Raw genomic sequence first — 17,564 nt, 5'->3', positions numbered from 1 at the left:
CGACGCGAGCCGCTTGGCGTGTCCGGGCTCGCGTAGCCGACGCACCGCACGCAACGGCGCGGCCGTCGCATTGACCCGGCATTCCCCGTTTTCTCACCGAACTTCACCATGACCCAATCCAAACTCAAACGCGGTCTGCAAACCCGCACGGTGCGCGCCGAGGACCGTATCACGCCGGGCTTCGAGTCGTTCTCGACGCCGGTCACGCGAGCGTCGACGGTGGTGTTTCCCGATCTCGCGACGATGCGCGCTCTCGACTGGAAAAACGACGAGCAATGGCGCTACGGCCTGCACGCGACGCCGACGCAGATCGCGCTCGCGCAGCGGCTCGCCGCGATCGAGGGTGGCAATCATGCGCTGTTGCAGCCGTCGGGGTTGTCGTCGATTTCGAACGTGTACTTCGGTCTCTTGAAGGCCGGCGACGACGTGCTGATTCCCGACAACGTCTATTCGCCGAACCGCGATCACGGCGACTGGCTCGCGCGCGATTTCGGCGTGACGGCGCGCTACTACGATCCGCTGATCGGCGCGGGCATCGCCGGTCTGATCCAGCCGAACACGCGCCTGATCTGGATCGAGGCGCCCGGCTCGGTGACGATGGAAGTGCCCGACGTGCCGGCCATCACGGCGGCGGCGCGCGCGCGCAACGTCGTCACCGCGATCGACAACACGTGGTCCGCGGGGCTCGCCTTCCGGCCGTTCGATCACGGCGTCGACATCTCGGTGCAGGCCCTGACGAAGTACCAGTCGGGCGGCGGCGACGTGCTGATGGGCGCGACGATCACACGCGAGCGCGAACTGCACCTGAAGCTGAAGGCGGCGCGCATGCGCATGGGCATCGGCGTTTCGTCCGACGACTGCTCGCTGATTCTGCGCAGCTTGCCGAGCATGCAACTGCGTTTCGCGCAGCATGACCGCGCGGCGCTCGCGATCGCCACGTGGCTGAAGAGCCGGCCGGAAATCGCAGCGGTGCTGCATCCCGCGTTCGCCGATTGTCCGGGGCACGAGGCGTTCAAGCGCGATTTCACGGGCGCGGGCGGCCTGTTCTCGGTCGTGTTCGACGAACGCTACAGCGCGGCGCGGATCGACACGTTCTGCGAGTCGCTCGAACTCTTTTCGCTCGGCTGGAGCTGGGGCGGCGCGCATAGTCTCGCGATGCCGTACGACATCGTGTCGATGCGCACGGCGGCGCAATGGCCGCATCGCGGCACGCTGGTGCGCTTCTATATCGGCCTCGAGGAAGAAGCGGATTTGCGCGCGGACATCGAACAGAGTCTTGCGGCGCTGGCTTGACGCGCCAGGGATTGATTCGCCGCGGCTACGCTTGAGAAACCCGCCGGGATATCTTTCCCGGCGGGTTTTTTTATTCGCGCAGACTCGCTCGAACGGGACAGCAAGCCTGACCATTCGGCCGAATGGCCGACGCCTTGCGGCGCCGCTACGATGATGTGCATTCCGATCAACGATTGCGGCGCGCGTGAGGTTCGATGAATCTTTTCTTCTGGATGTTGCTGAATCTTGCCGTGCCGATCGCGGGTCCGCTCTTCACGCTTGCGCTCGTCGCGCCCGCGTATGGCTGGCGCGTTTCGTGGCGATTGATTGCGGCGTCGGTGAAGGACGGGCAACTGTTCTGGTGTGCGATTGGATTGTGTGCCGCCGCGATCTACGAGGCGGTGGCGGCATTGGAGCAGGACAGTCGGGAAACGTCGCTGCTTGCGCTCGGGATTGTCGGGTTTTGCGGGCTGGCGTTCGTGGGTTCCATGGTTGTGACGTCGAGCTTGCTCAAGGCGCGGCACGACGGTTCGGGCACAACGAAGGGGCACGCGCAGAGGGCGCATGCGGATGGCACATTCTCGCGTGTCGCGATAGGCGCATCGATTGCCATGACCTGGCTGGCGGCGCTTCTATTCGCATTCCTTTACATGCACTTGAATCACTTTTTTTAGATAGTGCAGCGTTTATACTGATTCCTTCTTGTGGAGGAACTGATGAAGCAATTTATCTTGTCCTTGGGATCGGACAAAAATCATGAGCGCATCGTAAAAGGAGGGCTGATCGTCAGCATCCTGATTTCCATCGTCATGTTTGTGGCGTTCCTGCCCGGCACCTTCAGCAGATAACCCTGTGGCCTGCCCGGCTTGTTAGCGCGGTGGCTGGTGTCCCGACGCGCTACCGCAACCGCAATGCAACCCCAAACACAGCCTCAACGCATCCGCCTCAAAACAGCCGCAGCAAGCCATCCAGCCCAACCCAATTGAACGACACGCTCGCGGCTTCGCGCACCACCGGCTTCGCGCGGAACGCAACGGAGAGTCCCGCTTCGGCCATCATCTTCAGGTCGTTCGAGCCGTCGCCCATCGCAATCGCGCGGGACGGTTCGATGCCGAGCGTCGCGCAGGTCTCGCGCAGCGTGCGCGCCTTGACGTCGGCATTGACGATCTCGCCGAGCACCTTGCCGGTCAGCTTGCCATCGACGATTTCCAGCGTGTTCGCGCGCGTGAAATCGAGGCCGAGGCGTGCCTTGAGTTTTTCGGTGAAGAACGTGAAGCCGCCCGAGACGAGCAGCGTTTTCAGACCAGCCTGCTTCGCGCCGGCAAGCATCGTTTCGGCGCCCGGCGACAGTTGCAGCCGCTCCTCGTAAACACGTTCGAGCGCGCTCGCGTCGAGCCCTTTCAGCAGAGCGACGCGGCGCGTCAGGCTTTCGTTGAAGTCCTTGATCTCGCCGCGCATCGATGCCTCGGTAATGGCCGCGACCTCGGCCTTGAGCCCGCAGAAGTCGGCGATTTCGTCGATGCATTCGATCGTAATCAGCGTCGAGTCCATGTCCATCGCGACGAGGCCGAAGTCGCGCAACGCGCGGCCGGCGTCGACGAACGCGTAATCGAGCCGATGTGTCTGACAATACACCTCGATGTCGGCGCGCTGAGAAAGGTGCGCATTGGCGATACGAATGGCGTGCGTGTCGACGATGGTAGCCTGCGAGCCGCGCGCGAGCGCGACGAGCGTTTTGTGGTGGTCGGCGGAGAAGGGCGCGGTGCTTTGAATGACGAGGTTCATGGACGACCGGTGACGCGAATAGATGGACGAATCAGTGGACGCGCGGCGCGCGCGGAAAATCCCGCTATTGTAGCGGTTCCGCGCGCGGCGCCGTCGCATGCGGCAGTCCGGCCGGCGTGCAATCTGGTAGCGCGCGGTTCATACTGGCGCATCGAGCGCATGCACCGAAGCGACTGCACGTTGTGTCAGGGCGAAAGCGAATCGCGACGTGCGGCGATTGGCGCACGAAGCCGCTGCAACCAGTCGGACCAGGATCGCGGCGGTGTATTGACGAATTGCGATGAATCGCGACGAATCCTGACGAGTCACCACGAATCGCGACGCACAACGCAATATCGCGACGTATCGGTGCGAGCCGCATCAACCGGGGCGCAACAAGACGCCTTCACGGAGACAACGCATGACCCAGGCGACCGCCCGCGACGCAGCCTCTCTTGCCCGCGACTTCGATCTGCGCCATCTGAGCCCGGCGTTTTATGCCGATCCCTATCTGGTCTACCACGCGCTACGCACTTGCGAGCCGGTCAAGCGCATGCCGGACGGTTCGCTCTTTCTGACGCGCTTTCGCGACGTGCAGGCGGTCTACCGCGATCCGAAGATCTTCAGCTCCGACAAGACCGTCGAGTTCCGCCCGAAGTACGGCGATTCGCCGCTCTATGCGCATCACACGACGAGTCTCGTGTTCAACGATCCGCCGCGTCATACGCGGGTGCGCAAGCTGATCGCCGGCGCATTGACCGCGCGCGCGATCGCGGCGATGGAGCCGGGGCTGATCCGGCTCGTCGACAGCTTGCTCGATGCGGCCGCGCAGCGCGGGCGCATCGATCTGATCGGCGAGTTCGCCTCGGCGATTCCGGTCGAGATCATCGGCAATCTGCTCGACGTGCCGCATGCCGAACGCGCGCCGCTGCGCGACTGGTCGCTCGCGATACTCGGCGCGCTCGAACCGTCGCTGAGCGAGGCGCAGTTCGAGCGCGGCAACCGCGCGGTCAGCGAGTTCGTCGACTATCTGCGCGGACTCGTCGCGCGACGCCGCCGCGAGCCGGGCGATCCGCAGCACGATGTGCTGACGCGGCTGATTCAGGGCGAGGGACCGGGTGAACAGTTGTCGGAAGCGGAGTTGCTGCAGAACTGTATTTTCATTCTCAACGCCGGGCACGAGACGACCACGAACCTGATCGGCAACGGTCTCGTCACGCTGACCGAATGGCCCGACGCGCGCGCCGCGTTGCTGCGCGAGCCGGCGCTGATCGATACGGCGATCGAGGAGTGCCTGCGCTTCGAGAGTTCCAACCAGCTCGGCAACCGTATGAGCACCACGGACACCGAAATCGGCGGCGTCGCGGTCGCGCGCGGTACGCCGGTCACGCTGTGCATCGGCGCGGCCAATCGCGATCCCGAGCAGTTTGCCGAACCGGATCGCTTCGATATTCGCCGCGACCCGAACCGGCATCTCGCGTTCGGCTTCGGTATTCACCAGTGTGCGGGTTTGTCGCTCGCGCGGCTCGAGGCGCGCATCGCGATCGGGCGCTTCGTGCAGCGCTTTCCCGACTATCGGCTCGACGGTGTGCCGACGCGCGGCGGGCGCGTGCGGTTTCGCGGTTTCGCGGCGGTGCCGGTCGAACTGGAGCCGTGATGCGCGGTGCGGCGTGACGGGGCGCGAGCCGCGGAGCAATCCGCGAAATGTCGGCAAGCAGGTGTGAGAGGACTTCGAACGCGAACTTCGGGACACCGGCCGCGCTCGTGCTTCAGGTGCTTCAGGTGCTTCAGGTGCTTCAGGTGCTTCAGGTGCTTCAGGTGCTTCAGGTGCTTCAGGTGCTTCAGGTGCTTCAGGTACTTCAGGTACTTCAGGTACTTCAGGTACTTCAGGTGCTCCAACTCGCGGCACGCCGCAACCGATTCCCCACCAGGCACCACACATAATCAGGCCCGGCACTTCGCGAAAAGCACCGGGCCGAGGCGCACTACGGCGTATTACTTATCGTCTCTCTCGTCACCCTGCTTCAGGTGAAGCCCCGGCAGCGTCCGCGTGCCTTCGGCAACCACCGCATGCAGCAGGCGCGGATCGAGGTCGAGCGCCGCGAGGATGGTCGGCGCGACCTGCGTCGTCAGCACGCGCTCGTCGATCTGGCGACCGGCGCCATGCATTCCCGGGTAGCCGATGACGAGGCCGAGGTGGCTGTCGTCCGGTGCGTTGCCGCCGTGCTCTTCATCCTTCGCCGTGCTCGACGTGTAGATCACGCCCGGATTCGGCTGCACGATGATGTCGGGCGTACGGCCTTGCGCCGGATCGCCGAAGCGCGCCGCCAGTTGCTTGCCGGACAGGATGTAAGCCTGCGGACCGTCCGCGCAGATGCCGGGCGCATTGCACGACAGATTCTGCTCGAGCGTCTGGATCACGGCGTTGCGCTGCGATTGATCGCGCAGCCAGATCAGGCCCACGTCGTCGGTCTGCACCATGCCGGTGTCGACGAGACCCGTGCCGTCGTTCAGGTTGCCGCTTTTCGTACTGTTCTGGCCGAAGTTGCCGTTCGGGTCGAGGTAGTTGTTCGCTTCAAGCAGCTTCGACAGCGTGTCTCCGTTCTTCACGAGCTTCGTATGATCGGTCGGCGACTGGCCGTGCTTGGCCGTCACGATGACGAGCGTCGACTTGTACAGGTTCTGCTGCTTGAGCGCTGCCACCACGCGGCCGAGCGAATTGTCGATATAGCCGATCGCGCCGGCCACCTGCGTACCCGGCGTGAAACTGGCATCGAGATAGCCGCCGCCGCTGGCTACCGTGGCCTTTTGCGCAACGCTCAGCGTCTGGAAGTTCGCGCCGAACACCGTCGGCACCAGTTCGTTGTGCGTACCCGTCGAGTCCATGCCGCCGATCTGGTTGATGAGCGCCTGTACGTGGTAGTCGTCGAACTTCTCGGTGTGCGTATACGTGTCGAGGTAGTACGTGTTCGTCGCGGGGTCGATCGAATTGATCTCGGTGCGGGCCAGGTCGTCCACGCCATGGCCCGACGGTCCGTTCAGCCAGTCGTAGCCCCATGCGTGCTTGTCGGCCCATGCGGTGCGCGCACCGTGCATGCCCTGCTTGACCGCCTCGAAGACCGTGTTCGTCTTGACGTAGTTGTGCGGATAGACCGGCACGCATTGGCCGTTGACGAGCGCGTGCGGAATGGCTTGCGGATTGAATGCGCCGCCGCCGTCGAGGTGCGTGAGCGGGCCGCCGTTCTCGCCGTCGATGCCGGTGGTTTCGTCGAACACGACGTTCCAGCCCTGCTTGCCGGTGCAGCTCGTGTCGCTCGGCGAGTACAGCGTGCGGTCGTAGGACACGTCATAGAAGAGGCCGGCGGACTTCGGCGAGCCGCCCGTGACGAGCGCTGCGAGGCCCGGGAACGAATCGGAGAGGCCCGGCGTGTAGGCGTTCGTGTAGGTGACGCCCGATTTGGCGAGGAGCGCGATATTCGGGCAGGTATTGCCGGCGATGCAGCGCGCGACGTCCTGTTCGTGCAAGCCGTCGAAGCTGATGATCAGAACATGCTTGACGCCCGCGTCTCCTTCGCCATGGTCATGGTCGTGGGCCTGGGCGGGCGAGAAGGCGCCGCTCAATGCAAGCACGCCCGCGCTGAGCGCCGTCAGACCAGTCGACCATTTTTTTATTGCTTTCATCGTTCACCTCGTTTGCTGGTTGGGGGAAGTCCTGTGAAGCGCGGTGAATGTTGCAAGCGTATTGCGGCGGAGCGATGAACGCGAACTTTCAATTACACAATGTTACGAGTGGGGGCGTCGCGAGATTGGCAGGCTGATTGGGCAGGCTGACGGGGCGATGCAGGTCGTTGGAATATGGCGCGTTGTGATCGAGTACGTCAAGCCTGCGGCGTAGCCGATGTAGTGGTTTGGCGGTTGACAGTCCTGACGAATCGCTTCGCTTCTGCAGGGACCCGGTAACAACCCGGTAGCGCTCCGGTAGCGATTCGGCAGAATCCACACGGCCGCTTCGCTCGCACCTCAGCCCCACGCCTTAACCTCGTTCATCCGGCTCGCGATCCCAATACGGCGGATCGCCGAAATGCGTGGCGAGAAAGTCGATGAACGCGAGCGTCTTCGGCGGCACGAATGCGCGGCTCGGATACACGGCCCAGATCGCGACGTCGTCGGCGAGCGGATAGCTGTCGAGCACGCTGACCAGCGCGCCGCTGCGCAGATACGGCGCGACGTCCCATGTCGATTTGAGCGCGATGCCGAAGCCGGCGAGCAGCGCGTCGCGGATCACCTCGCCGTTGTCGGTCGCGAGGCGCCCGCCGACCCGCACGTCGAGTGTGCCGGCCGGCGTCACGAAGCTCCAGTCGCGCTGATCCGACAGGATGATGCACTCGTGCCGCGCGAGGTCCGACGGATGATGCGGCGTGCCATGCGCGGCGAGATACGCGGGCGCGGCGCACAGCACGCGGCGGTTCGCCGCGAGGCGCCGTGCGACCAGCGACGAATCCTTGAGCGCGCCGACCCGGATCGCGACGTCGATGCCCGCGTCGACGAGATCGACGAGTTGATCGGTCATCCGTAAATCGAGGCTCACGCCCGGATAGCGGCGCAGAAATTCGCCGATGACGGGCGATATATGCTGGCGCCCGAACGACGAGGACATCGTCACGCGCAGGCGGCCTTGCGGTTCGGTCTGCGCGCGGCCCACCGAGGCGCGCGCGGCAGCGGCCGCGTCGAGCAGCGCCTCGGCGCGCGTCATGAACACTTCGCCGTCCTGGGTGAGGCTGATGCGGCGCGTGGTCCGATGCAGCAGGCGCGCGCCGAGCAGTTTTTCGAGCTGTGCGATGCGCGAGCTCGCGACCGCCGCCGACAGGCCGAACTCGCGCCCGGCCGCCGACACGTTCGCCAGCAGCGCCGCGCGCACGAACAGCGCGACGTCGAGCAGATCGAGCCGCGCGCGCTCGCCGGGCAGCGCCCGGTCAGTGGAAGTTGGGGTATTCATTATTCTGAAAATCAAAAAAATGTTTCAGTCATTATGACTGTTTTATCAGAATAAGAACCCGCCTACGATGACGCTCATGGATTCGGCAGTGACGGCACGCGGTGCGAAACACGAAACGCAGCGGCGGCCGGTTCCTGTCCTCACCGAAGCCGAATCAGAACCCCAACCTCACTTCATTTCACTTCACTCACTTCAACCGAACCCCTGGAGCAGCCATGAAAGCCATCGGACTTTACCGTTATTTGCCGATCGATCACGCCGAAGCGCTCGTCGACGTCGAGATCCCGCAACCCGAAGCAAGCGGACACGATCTGCTCGTGAAGGTCGAAGCGATTTCCGTGAACCCGGTCGACACCAAGGTGCGCGCGCCGAAGGACACCGTCGAGAACACGCCGCGCGTGCTCGGCTGGGACGCCGCCGGCACGGTCGTCGCGGTCGGGCCCGATGTCTCGCTGTTCAAGGTCGGCGATCCGGTGTTCTACGCGGGCAGCATCACGCGGCCGGGTGCCAACAGCGAGTTTCATCTTGTCGACGAGCGCATCGTCGGGCACAAGCCGGCCTCGCTCGATTTCACGCACGCGGCGGCGTTGCCGCTTACCGCGATCACCGCTTGGGAAGCGCTGTTCGACCGCCTCGGCGTGTCGCCGCAAGGCGCCGACGCGGGCCGCACGGTGCTGATTTTCGGCGGCGCGGGCGGGGTTGGCTCGATCGGCATCCAGCTTGCCAGACAGCTGGCGAAGCTCAAGGTGATCGCGACCGCGTCGCGGCCCGAATCGGCGAAGTGGGTGAAGGAGCTGGGCGCCGATCACGTCGTCGATCATTTCGGCGATCTGCCCGCGCAACTGAAGGCAATCGGCGTCGAGCAGGTCGACTACGTGCTGATCTTCAACGACACCGACCGCAATTTCCCGGCTGCCGCGCAACTGGTCAAGCCGCAGGGCGGCATCTGCACGATCGTCGAAAACGCCGCGCCGCTGCCAGTCGAACTGCTGAAGGCGAAGAGCGCCGCGTTTCACTGGGAGTTCATGTTCACGCGCTCGATGTTCGGCACGCCTGACATGATCGAGCAGCACAAGCTGCTGACCGAGGTCGCGCGTCTGGTCGATGCGGGCACGCTGCGTACGACGCTCGGCGAGAACCTCGGCCGGATCAACGCGGAGAATCTGCGCCGCGCGCACCGGCAGCTCGAGCAGGGGCGCGCGATCGGCAAACTGGTGCTGACCGGTTTTTGATCCGGCGATTCGATTCGAGCGGGTCGGGCACGGACGGCGACGCGTTGACCATGACAGCGAGATGACGCCTCGCCGCGCCGGCCCGACACGCGCAGAAACCGCCGCGCCGCAAGCGGGTTAACACCCGAGCTTGCGCGACACGCGCGGCGTCGCGCTTGGCGTTAGACTGGCGGTGCATCATGCTCCAGAACGGTTGCGTGTCCCGCGGCCAGGCTGGCCGGCCGCACCGGTTCGATCCAGCCGGGCAGGGCGCGGGCAGTCGCGCGAAGGCGGGCGCGCAGCGGCACAACAACGAGGTGACAGTATGGGCTTCAGCTTCAAACTCTCCGCCGTTTCCGTTGTCGCTTCTCTCGCCTGCGCGCTCGTACCGGCGGCGCACGCCGCCACGCCGATCACGGTCACGTCCCAGTCCGCGCTCGACGGTCCGATCCGCTACACCGTGCGCGTCACGTCGAAGCAATTCGGCAATTCCCAGGAAACCCGCACGATCCGCTCCGGCGAATCGGATGACTTCACCTGGAAGACCGTGCCGCCGGGCGGTCCCGTGGCCGCGACCGATACGTGCCCGAACTATGCGTCGCTGGCGCTCGACGCGAACGGCGCGATGATCCGGCAGACGCAGATCCGCTTCGCGCCGGTCGTCGCCAAGGACGGCACCGCGAACGTGCAGCTGAGCTTCCAGGCGCAGACGCCGCGCGGTGCCAAGAGCGTGACGAGCGGCGGCAAGACGCTCAAGTGTCCGAACGATGTCCGCATGAGCCAGATCGTGCGTTTCACGATGCCGGTCAACGGCACCACGAAAACGCTGACGCTCAGCGACGGCACCGAAGTGGCGATCAGCGCCAAGCGCTGATCGGCTTCGCGGGTTGGAGCGGGGGCTGACCGTGTGAACCGCAAACGCGGGTCCGCCTCGGCCCGCGCGTGCCGCTTCGTGTACCGCTTCGCCCAACGTCTCGCCTAACGCTTCGCCGCGCGCTCCACGAGCCGCGCCGGCAGAAACTGGTGTTCCGCCGAAAAGAGCCGCCGGTACGTGAGCAGCACCGCGCCCACCGTGCCCAACGCCGACGACGCGGCGATCAGAAACATGATGACGATCTGATACCGCACCGCCTGCAACGGCGACTGGCCGGCCAGCACCTGGCCCGTCATCATGCCGGGCAGGCTCACGACGCCGACCACCGCCATCTGGTTCAGGGTCGGCATCATGCCGGCGCGCACCGCCTGGCGCGCGGGCCCCTGCGCCGCTTCCCAGCGCGTCGCGCCGAGCGCGAGCGCCATCTCGACGCGATCGCGCCGCGCGGTCAGCTCCTCGGTCATGCGTTCGATGCCGAGCGAGACGCCGGTCAGCGTATTGCCGAGGATCATGCCGAGAATCGGAATCGCGTATTGCGGCTCGTACCACGGGTGAATGCGGATCACGACGAAGAGCCCCACGGCCGCGACGAGCCACGAACTGACCCAGATCGACAGCACGCTGTCCGCGCGTTGCCCGGCATAGGTGCGGCTGCCGCGCTGCGCGCCGGCAAAGCCGGCGATCAGCGTCATCACGATCATGAGCGGCAGCACGACGTACCAGCGGTCGTACTGGAACACCCAGCCGAGCACGTAGCCGATCGCGAGCAGTTGCACCACGGTCCGCACCGCGGCCCACGCGAGCTTGCGTTCGAGATCGAGCTTCAGCGCCACCGACACCGCGCCGTTCACGACGATCAGCAGCGCCGCGATCGCGACGTCCCACAAACCCAGATTCTGCAGGCTCATCGAGGCGACTCCTCGGGCGAGGTGGCTTCTTCGAGCACGCCGGCGCGCATCGTCAGATGCCGGCCGCTCATGCGCGCGGCCTGCGCGAGATCGTGCGAGACCCACACCGACGCGTGACGTCCCGGTGCGGCCTCGAACCAGGCTTCCACGAGCGCTTCGATCGCGAGCGACGACGCGGGATCGAGCGCAGCGGTCGGCTCGTCGAGCAGCAGTACTTCGGGCACGAGTTGCAGCACGCGGATCAGCGCGGCGATCTGCGCTTCGCCGCCCGACAGCTCGCTCGCGGGCTTGCCGAGAAAGTCGCTGCTGCGGCCGGCCTGTTCGGCGAGCAGGCTGGCGCGTTCGCGATCGAAGCGCACGTCGCGATAGACGCCGAGCTCGAACGGATAGCGCAGATTGTCCTCGACGCTGCCGTCGACGAGCGCGGGCCGCTGGCGGATATACGCGACGTTGCGCCGGTAGCGCGGAAGCGCGGCGCGCCCGAGCGGCGCGCCATGCCACAGGATGCGCCCGGCATCGAGCGGATCGAGCAGCGCAAGCGCGCGCAGGAACACGCTCTTGCCCGAGCCGGACGGCCCGGTGATCGCGACGCGCTCGCCGGCGCGCAGCGCGAAGGTGGTCGGCTGCAACAGCGTCTGCGCGCGCTGCGCATCGCGCCGCGCGATGCCATCGGCGAGAACGAGGGGAACGTCGGGCATGGTTGGATCGGGGTGGGGAGCGTGAGGCACGATGCGTTATTCGATGTGTGCTTGAAGTGTGCGTGGTGCGTTGTGGCTGGCGCGAGCGGCAATCTGCAGAGCAATCTGTCGCCGAACCGTGCGCCATGATAAAACGGCAAGGTCGAACGCAAACGCAAACACAAGCGAAAACGCAGGCACGAGAACGAACACAAGTGCCGGCTCAGACGCATGCGCCGCGATAGACAAGGCGACAGACAGGGCGACTCATCGCTCACGTCCGGGCACGCTATCTGCTGTCCGGTGTACAACATAGAACAACACGCGGAGCCTCTCAATGGCAGTGTCGAGCAGCATCGGACGACGGATCGGAAAAATCATCGCATGGCTGCTGGCGGCGCTCGTCATCCTGATTGCCGCGCTCGTCATCTTCATTCTGAGCTTCGACTGGAATCGCGCCCGGCCCTACATCAACGACAAGGTGACGCAGGCGATCGGCCGGCCGTTCGCGATCAACGGCGATCTGAAGGTGGGCTGGCAGAAGCCGGCCGGCGAAACGGGCTGGCGCGGCTGGGTGCCCTGGCCGCGCTTCTCGGCGGCCAACATCACGCTTGGCAATCCCGACTGGGCCAAACAGCCGCAATTCGCGACGCTCGACGAGATCGACTTCGAGGTCGAGGTGCTGCCGCTGCTCGCGCACGACATCGTGATCCCGGCGATCAATCTCGTGAACCCGTCGGTCGATCTCGAACGCATGCTTGACGGGCGCAACAACTGGACCTTCAAGCTGCCGTCCTCGAGCGGGCCGTCCGAATGGACGCTCGATCTGCACGACATCGCGTTCGCGAAGGGCAATATCGCGCTGTCCGATCAGCAGATGAAGGTCGAGTTGCAAATGGCCGTCGATACGCTCGGTCAGCCGATCCCGCTCGGCGAGGCCTTGAAGCAGCAGGAAGCGGCGTCGCGCAGCGCGTCGGCGCAGGCGATCGGCAAGGCCGGCGCGAGCAGGCTCGCTGCGCAGGCCGAGGCGCAGGCGGCGTCGGAAGCGAAGGCGGCGTCCGAGGCGGCTGCATCGGAGGCTGCGGCGAATGCGTCGGCGGTATCGGGGGCTGCAGGGGCATCGGGCGCGGCGGCCACGTCCGCGACTTCTGGCGCGCCCGCCGCGAGCGGTGCCTTGGCGACCGGGGCGAGCGGTGGCGCGAGTGCGGGTGTCGGTGCGGGTACAAGCACAAGTGCAGGCGCTAGTGTAGCGACAGCCGAAACAACCTCGGCCGCGAGCGTCCCCGCCACCGCGCCCGCCGCCCCGCGCGCGACGCCGCTCTACGCGATCGCGTGGACCGTCAAAGGCAGCTACAACAAGACGCCGGTGTCGGGCAGCGGCAAGGTCGGCGGCGTGCTCGCGCTGCAGGACGCGGACCGGCCGTTCCCGGTGCAGGCCGACGTGAAGGCCGGCGATCTGCACGTCGCGTTCGTCGGCACGATCAGCGATCCCGCGCATCTCGCCGCGCTCGATCTGCGCCTCTGGCTGCAAGGCAACAGCATGGCGCGGCTCTATGCGCTGACCGGCGTGACCTTGCCCGACACGCCGCCGTATGCGACCGAAGGACATCTGATCGGTCACTTCAGGTCGGGCGGCAACGTCTTTACCTACGAGAATTTTACGGGCCGGGTGGGCGGCAGCGATCTGAACGGCTCGCTGACCTATACGGCGCGGGAACCGCGTCCGCTGCTACAGGGCGAACTCGTCTCGCATCTGTTGCAGTTCGCCGATCTCGCGCCCGTGATCGGCGCCGATTCGAATGCGAGCAAGGCGAAGCGCGGCGACGCCACCGCGCAGCCGGGCGGCCGCGTGTTGCCGGTCGAGGAATTCCGCACCGACCGCTGGAAGGCCATCGACGCCGACGTCAAGTTCACGGGCCGGCGCATCGTCAAGAGTTCGAAGCTGCCGATCACGGACCTCTACACGCACGTCGTGCTGAGCAACGGCGTGCTGTCGCTCGAACCGCTGAAGTTCGGCGTCGCGGGCGGCTCGCTCGCCTCGGACATTCATCTGGACGGCAGCGCGACGCCGCTGAAGGGCCGCTTCTCGACCTCGGCGCGGCATCTGAAGCTCAAGCAATTGTTCCCGGACTTCAAGACGATGCAGAACGCGCTCGGCGAGGTCAACGGCGATGCCTCGCTGTCCGCGACCGGCAACTCGCCGGCGGCGCTCGCAGCGACCTCGAACGGCGAGGTGAAGGCGCTCGTCACCGACGGCACCGTGAGCCGTCTCTTGATGGAAGCGGCGGGGCTCAATGTCGCGAATGTCGTCTATGAAAAGCTGTTCGGCAATCGCGACGTGAAGATCAACTGCGCGGCCGCCGATTTCGTCGCGACCAATGGCGTGCTCGAACCGCGCGTGTTCGCGCTCGATACCGACGACGCGGTCATCAACATCGACGGCCACGTGAGCTTGCGCGACGAGACGCTGGACCTCGGCGTGCATCCGCATACGAAGGGTTTCCGGGTCTTTTCGCTGCGCTCGCCGCTGTACGTGAAGGGCACCTTCAAGGACCCGCACGTGGGTGTGGACGCGGCCGCGCTCGCGTTGCGCGGCGGCGCGGCGATCGGCCTCGGGCTCATCAACCCGTTTGCGGCGCTGATTCCGCTGCTCGCGCCGAGCAACAACAAGCCGTTGCCGTGCGGCGAACTGCTCGCGCAGGTGAGGCAGCGGCCGACCGCGCCGCCGCCGGGCGTCCGCCAGCAGCCGAAGGCGCCGCTTTCGCTCGATGGCGCGCCGGCCGGCAAGTCCTCGGGCGGTGCGGCGGCGCCGGTCGCGCCGCGCTCGCAGCGGGCCACGGATCGCAAACCCGTGACGCTGCCGCCCGCGACCGCCGCCGAATACAAGGGCAGCTGATAGCGTCGCTGCTATGCAGTTGGCCCGCGCACGGGTGGAGATGGAGCGTGGGCGGTGGGCGTGGTGTCGTGTTTCCGTGGCCGATCAGCGTGCCGTCCGCGCGCGATCATGTCGACGATGCCATGAGCGAACAAGGGGCGCACGGCTATCGGACGGCACCGTCACGGTTTCGGCCGGAGGCTGCGGCGCAGGACACAGAGCACAGCGAAAGAGAAAAACAAGGCCGCGGTGTTCGACACGGCGGCCTTGCTCGAAAAAGAGAACGATAAGAGAAACGGCAACGCGGGAAAACCCCAGCACGCGACAGTCGGCCGCGTCACACCCGCAGCCCGTCAGCAGCCCTGATCTTCAGCCAGCCTGAAGTGTTGGCTGACGTGTCGCGCTAAAGACGCTACCCGAGCACGCTACCTGAGCGAACGCGGCGTGGCGTCTCCCGCCGCATCGAGGCGCCGCACGCCGCGCCGGGTGCCGGCCCGCGTCGCGCCGAATTCGGTCAGGATCTTGCTGCGCGCGCGGCTGGCAAACACGAGGAAGCCGAAGCCATCCGCCTCGTACCAGTAGCCGCCGTTCTCGAGCCCATCGAGCGGCTGTTCCAGTGCGTTGGTGATCGATTCGATGCAGCGCCGCCGCAATTCGGCCGGCGCGGGATAGGGCGGCTGCGCGCCGCGTACGCTGCACAGAAGCACGTCGAGCCCGGGCAGCACATGCGCATAGAGAACCGGCTCGTCTTGCGAGCGGGCACGCGCAATCTTGGTGTCGAGCTGACCGAACGGCTTGAAATGCCGTAGGACCGCGAGGAACGACTCGTCGCCGTCCACCTTCGCGCGCCTACGCTTTTTCGGGAAGGACATAAAAATTCGCCTGAAAAAGAATTGCAAGAAACGCTGCGTCCTCATGCGACCACTCCCGGCTTTCGCGCGCCGCACGTCGATCTTTTATAGCATACGAGAAGGCCGGATTCACGATGATTCGACTGCCTGCGTCGCCTCACCGTTTCCCGCACGAATCATGCCGAATCGCCTTGCTGCGCGCTTTCGCTTCCCAGCACATGTTCTCTCCATCATAGACTCACGAGGCGCCGAAAAAACATCCCGTGCCAATAAAAAAGTCATTTTTGTGTGCGAGAGCGCTTCTTGACGCTACGTTGAAATATCTCGAATTCACGTCGATAATGGCCCGTCTGGTCGCGCTGCGCCAGCATCGCGGGCGCGACGGGCGCGCGCGAGCCGCCACGGTTTAAACGGCCGTCTGAACGCGCTTGCGGGAACATGAAACTATTCACCAAGGGTCTGCTGCTGATTGCGGTGCCGAGCGTGGTCGAACTCGCGCTGCTCGGCATCGTCTTCGATACGCAGGAGCAGACCGCGCAGGCCGCGCAATGGGTCGATAACAGCAAGCAGATTCTTTACCAGTCGTCGGCCATCGTCGATCCGCTGCTGCGCCAGGCGGCGCGCGTGCGCACGGCCATGGTGACCGGCGACGCTTTGTTGATCGACCGCCGCGCGGTGTGGGTCGACCTCAGCGACCGGCTCGCGAAGCTCGACACGCTGGTCGCCGACACGCCGCAACAGGCCGAGCGCGTGCATAACATGCGGCGCGCGATCGACGCCTACCGCGAGCAGAGCGTCGCGATCTCGCAGGCGCTGCACGAGCGCCGCAGTCTGAGCCCCTACCTCGCGCTCGAAAGCGGCCCATTGCCGCAGCAGGTCGCCGGGTTTCGCGACGAGCTGGCGGCGTTCGGCGCCGAGGCGTCGCGGCTCGACGTCGAGCGCTCGATCGCGCTCGCGCAGCGGCGCGAGAGCCAGCAATACGCGCTGATCGCCGCCGTGTTCGGCTCGATGCTGATCTGGGCGGCCACCGCGATCGTGTTCGCGCGCAGCATCGGCCGGCGTCTCGAAGTGCTGACCGATAATGCCGAGCGTCTCGGCAGTGGGCGGCCGCTCGCGGCGCCGCTCTCGGGCAGCGACGAAATCGCCGCGCTCGACGTCGTGCTGCATCAGACCGAGGCGCGTCTGCGCGAGGCCGAGGCCGAGCAGGCTGCGCTGAAGGCGCAACTCGAAGCGCGCGCGCACGAACTGGCGGCGGTCAATGACGAGTTGCGCCAGGAAACGCAAGACAACGAAATGTTCATCTACAGCGTGTCGCACGATCTGCGCTCGCCGCTCGTGAACCTGCAAGGCTTTTCGAAGGAGCTGCACGTCTCGTGCGACGAGCTGGACGGCATCGTCGCGAGCGCCGGACTGCCGGCGGGCGAAGAGCACCGCATGAAGCACATTCTCGATGGCGACGTGCGCGAGTCGCTGTACTATCTGCGCACCGCGGTGGCGCGCGCGGCGTCGATCATCGACGCGCTGCTGCGCATTTCGCGCGCGGGCCGGCTCGAATACCAGTGGCAGCGCGTGAGCGTCGGGCGTGCGGTGGACCGGGTCGTCGAGGCGCTGCAGGGGACGATCAGTCAGCGCGAGGCGGTCGTCACGGTGCGCGATCTGCCGCCCGCGTGGGGCGATCCGGCGGCGGTCGAGCAGATCTTCGGCAATCTCATCGGCAATGCGCTGAATTTTCTGGACCCGGCGCGGCGCGGGCGCATCGAGATCGGCGCGCTCGAACTCGAACCCGTCGACGCCAGCGAGCCGCGCGCGGTGCGCATGCGCACGTATTACGTCCGCGATAACGGGCTCGGCATTCCGGCGGCGTATCTGTCGAAGGTGTTTCGCGCGTTCCAGCGTCTGCATGGCGACGTGGCGAGCGGCGAGGGCATCGGCCTCGCGGTGGTGCGGCGCACGGTCGAGCGGCATGGCGGGAGCGTATGGGTCGAGTCGGCCGAAGGCGCGGGCTCGACGTTTTTCGTGGTGCTGCCCGAGCAGCCGATACGGCTTTGAGGCAGAACGAACGCAGCACAAATGTTGCACAAACGCAGCACAGAAGCGATGCGAACGTCGGCAGCAGTCAGCCTGACCGGTCGCCGG

14 protein-coding genes are annotated in these 17,564 nt (G+C 65.8%); 8 read left to right on the top strand and 6 right to left on the bottom strand.

The window, feature by feature from the left end:
• The first annotated feature begins 108 nt into the window (after positions 1-108).
• The 3 genes from F3J20_RS22405 (at position 109) to F3J20_RS32440 (ending at position 2,120) form a co-directional block, all read left to right on the top strand.
• A complete protein-coding gene (locus tag F3J20_RS22405; RefSeq protein ID WP_167284534.1) occupies positions 109-1,293 on the top strand; it encodes a cystathionine beta-lyase in 1,185 nt (394 codons plus the stop codon).
• 194 nt (positions 1,294-1,487) lie between these two features.
• Positions 1,488-1,946, top strand: coding sequence for a hypothetical protein (locus tag F3J20_RS22400; protein WP_167038429.1), 459 nt, complete (start codon positions 1,488-1,490; stop codon positions 1,944-1,946).
• A gap of 42 nt (positions 1,947-1,988) precedes the next feature.
• Positions 1,989-2,120 (top strand): hypothetical protein, encoded by a 132-nt coding sequence (locus tag F3J20_RS32440; RefSeq protein WP_275691476.1) that lies wholly within the window; start codon positions 1,989-1,991, stop codon positions 2,118-2,120.
• 97 nt (positions 2,121-2,217) lie between these two features.
• Here the strand turns inward: F3J20_RS32440 and serB are convergent, their stop codons facing one another.
• The gene (gene serB, locus F3J20_RS22395; RefSeq protein ID WP_167038427.1) at positions 2,218-3,057 is read right to left on the bottom strand and encodes a phosphoserine phosphatase SerB; all 840 of its coding nucleotides are present in this window, start codon (positions 3,055-3,057) and stop codon (positions 2,218-2,220) included.
• A gap of 400 nt (positions 3,058-3,457) precedes the next feature.
• Here serB and F3J20_RS22390 point away from each other — a divergent pair, with 400 nt between their 5' ends.
• Entirely contained in the window at positions 3,458-4,693 is a 1,236-nt protein-coding gene (locus F3J20_RS22390; RefSeq protein ID WP_167284533.1) for a cytochrome P450, read from the top strand.
• Between the two features lie 338 nt (positions 4,694-5,031).
• On the opposite strand, the gene F3J20_RS22385 is transcribed toward F3J20_RS22390, so the two are convergent.
• Together F3J20_RS22385 and F3J20_RS22380 are read right to left on the bottom strand one after the other, a co-directional pair.
• Positions 5,032-6,717: an alkaline phosphatase family protein gene (locus tag F3J20_RS22385; protein ID WP_167284532.1), complete on the bottom strand. Its 1,686-nt coding sequence runs from the start codon at positions 6,715-6,717 to the stop codon at positions 5,032-5,034.
• Between the two features lie 352 nt (positions 6,718-7,069).
• Entirely contained in the window at positions 7,070-8,032 is a 963-nt protein-coding gene (locus tag F3J20_RS22380) for a LysR family transcriptional regulator (protein WP_167284531.1), read from the bottom strand.
• 215 nt (positions 8,033-8,247) lie between these two features.
• On the opposite strand from F3J20_RS22380, the gene F3J20_RS22375 reads away from it, so the two are divergent.
• Together F3J20_RS22375 and F3J20_RS22370 are read left to right on the top strand one after the other, a co-directional pair.
• The gene (locus tag F3J20_RS22375) at positions 8,248-9,264 is read left to right on the top strand and encodes a zinc-binding alcohol dehydrogenase family protein (RefSeq protein WP_167284530.1); all 1,017 of its coding nucleotides are present in this window, start codon (positions 8,248-8,250) and stop codon (positions 9,262-9,264) included.
• A gap of 304 nt (positions 9,265-9,568) precedes the next feature.
• On the top strand, positions 9,569-10,117 hold the full coding sequence (locus F3J20_RS22370) for a DUF6013 family protein (RefSeq protein ID WP_167284529.1): 549 nt from the start codon (positions 9,569-9,571) through the stop codon (positions 10,115-10,117).
• 104 nt (positions 10,118-10,221) lie between these two features.
• Here the strand turns inward: F3J20_RS22370 and fetB are convergent, their stop codons facing one another.
• Both fetB and F3J20_RS22360 read right to left on the bottom strand, forming a co-directional pair.
• Positions 10,222-11,025, bottom strand: a complete 804-nt coding sequence (gene fetB, locus F3J20_RS22365; RefSeq protein ID WP_167284528.1) for an iron export ABC transporter permease subunit FetB — start codon at positions 11,023-11,025, stop codon at positions 10,222-10,224.
• Positions 11,022-11,723, bottom strand: a complete 702-nt coding sequence (locus tag F3J20_RS22360) for an ATP-binding cassette domain-containing protein (protein ID WP_167284527.1) — start codon at positions 11,721-11,723, stop codon at positions 11,022-11,024. Before F3J20_RS22360 ends, fetB begins: the two co-directional genes overlap by 4 nt.
• A 316-nt stretch (positions 11,724-12,039) precedes the next feature.
• Between F3J20_RS22360 and F3J20_RS22355 the strand changes: the two genes are divergently transcribed.
• Positions 12,040-14,598, top strand: coding sequence for an AsmA family protein (locus F3J20_RS22355; protein WP_167284526.1), 2,559 nt, complete (start codon positions 12,040-12,042; stop codon positions 14,596-14,598).
• Between the two features lie 404 nt (positions 14,599-15,002).
• Here the strand turns inward: F3J20_RS22355 and F3J20_RS22350 are convergent, their stop codons facing one another.
• The gene (locus tag F3J20_RS22350) at positions 15,003-15,494 is read right to left on the bottom strand and encodes a hypothetical protein (protein ID WP_167038409.1); all 492 of its coding nucleotides are present in this window, start codon (positions 15,492-15,494) and stop codon (positions 15,003-15,005) included.
• 372 nt (positions 15,495-15,866) lie between these two features.
• On the opposite strand from F3J20_RS22350, the gene F3J20_RS22345 reads away from it, so the two are divergent.
• A complete protein-coding gene (locus F3J20_RS22345; protein WP_167284524.1) occupies positions 15,867-17,477 on the top strand; it encodes an ATP-binding protein in 1,611 nt (536 codons plus the stop codon).
• Positions 17,478-17,564 lie beyond the last annotated feature (87 nt).

Source organism: Paraburkholderia sp. Cy-641, from assembly GCF_011752945.1.
Taxonomy (GTDB): Bacteria; Pseudomonadota; Gammaproteobacteria; order Burkholderiales; family Burkholderiaceae; genus Paraburkholderia.
This window is presented reverse-complemented; position numbering and strand designations above follow the sequence as displayed.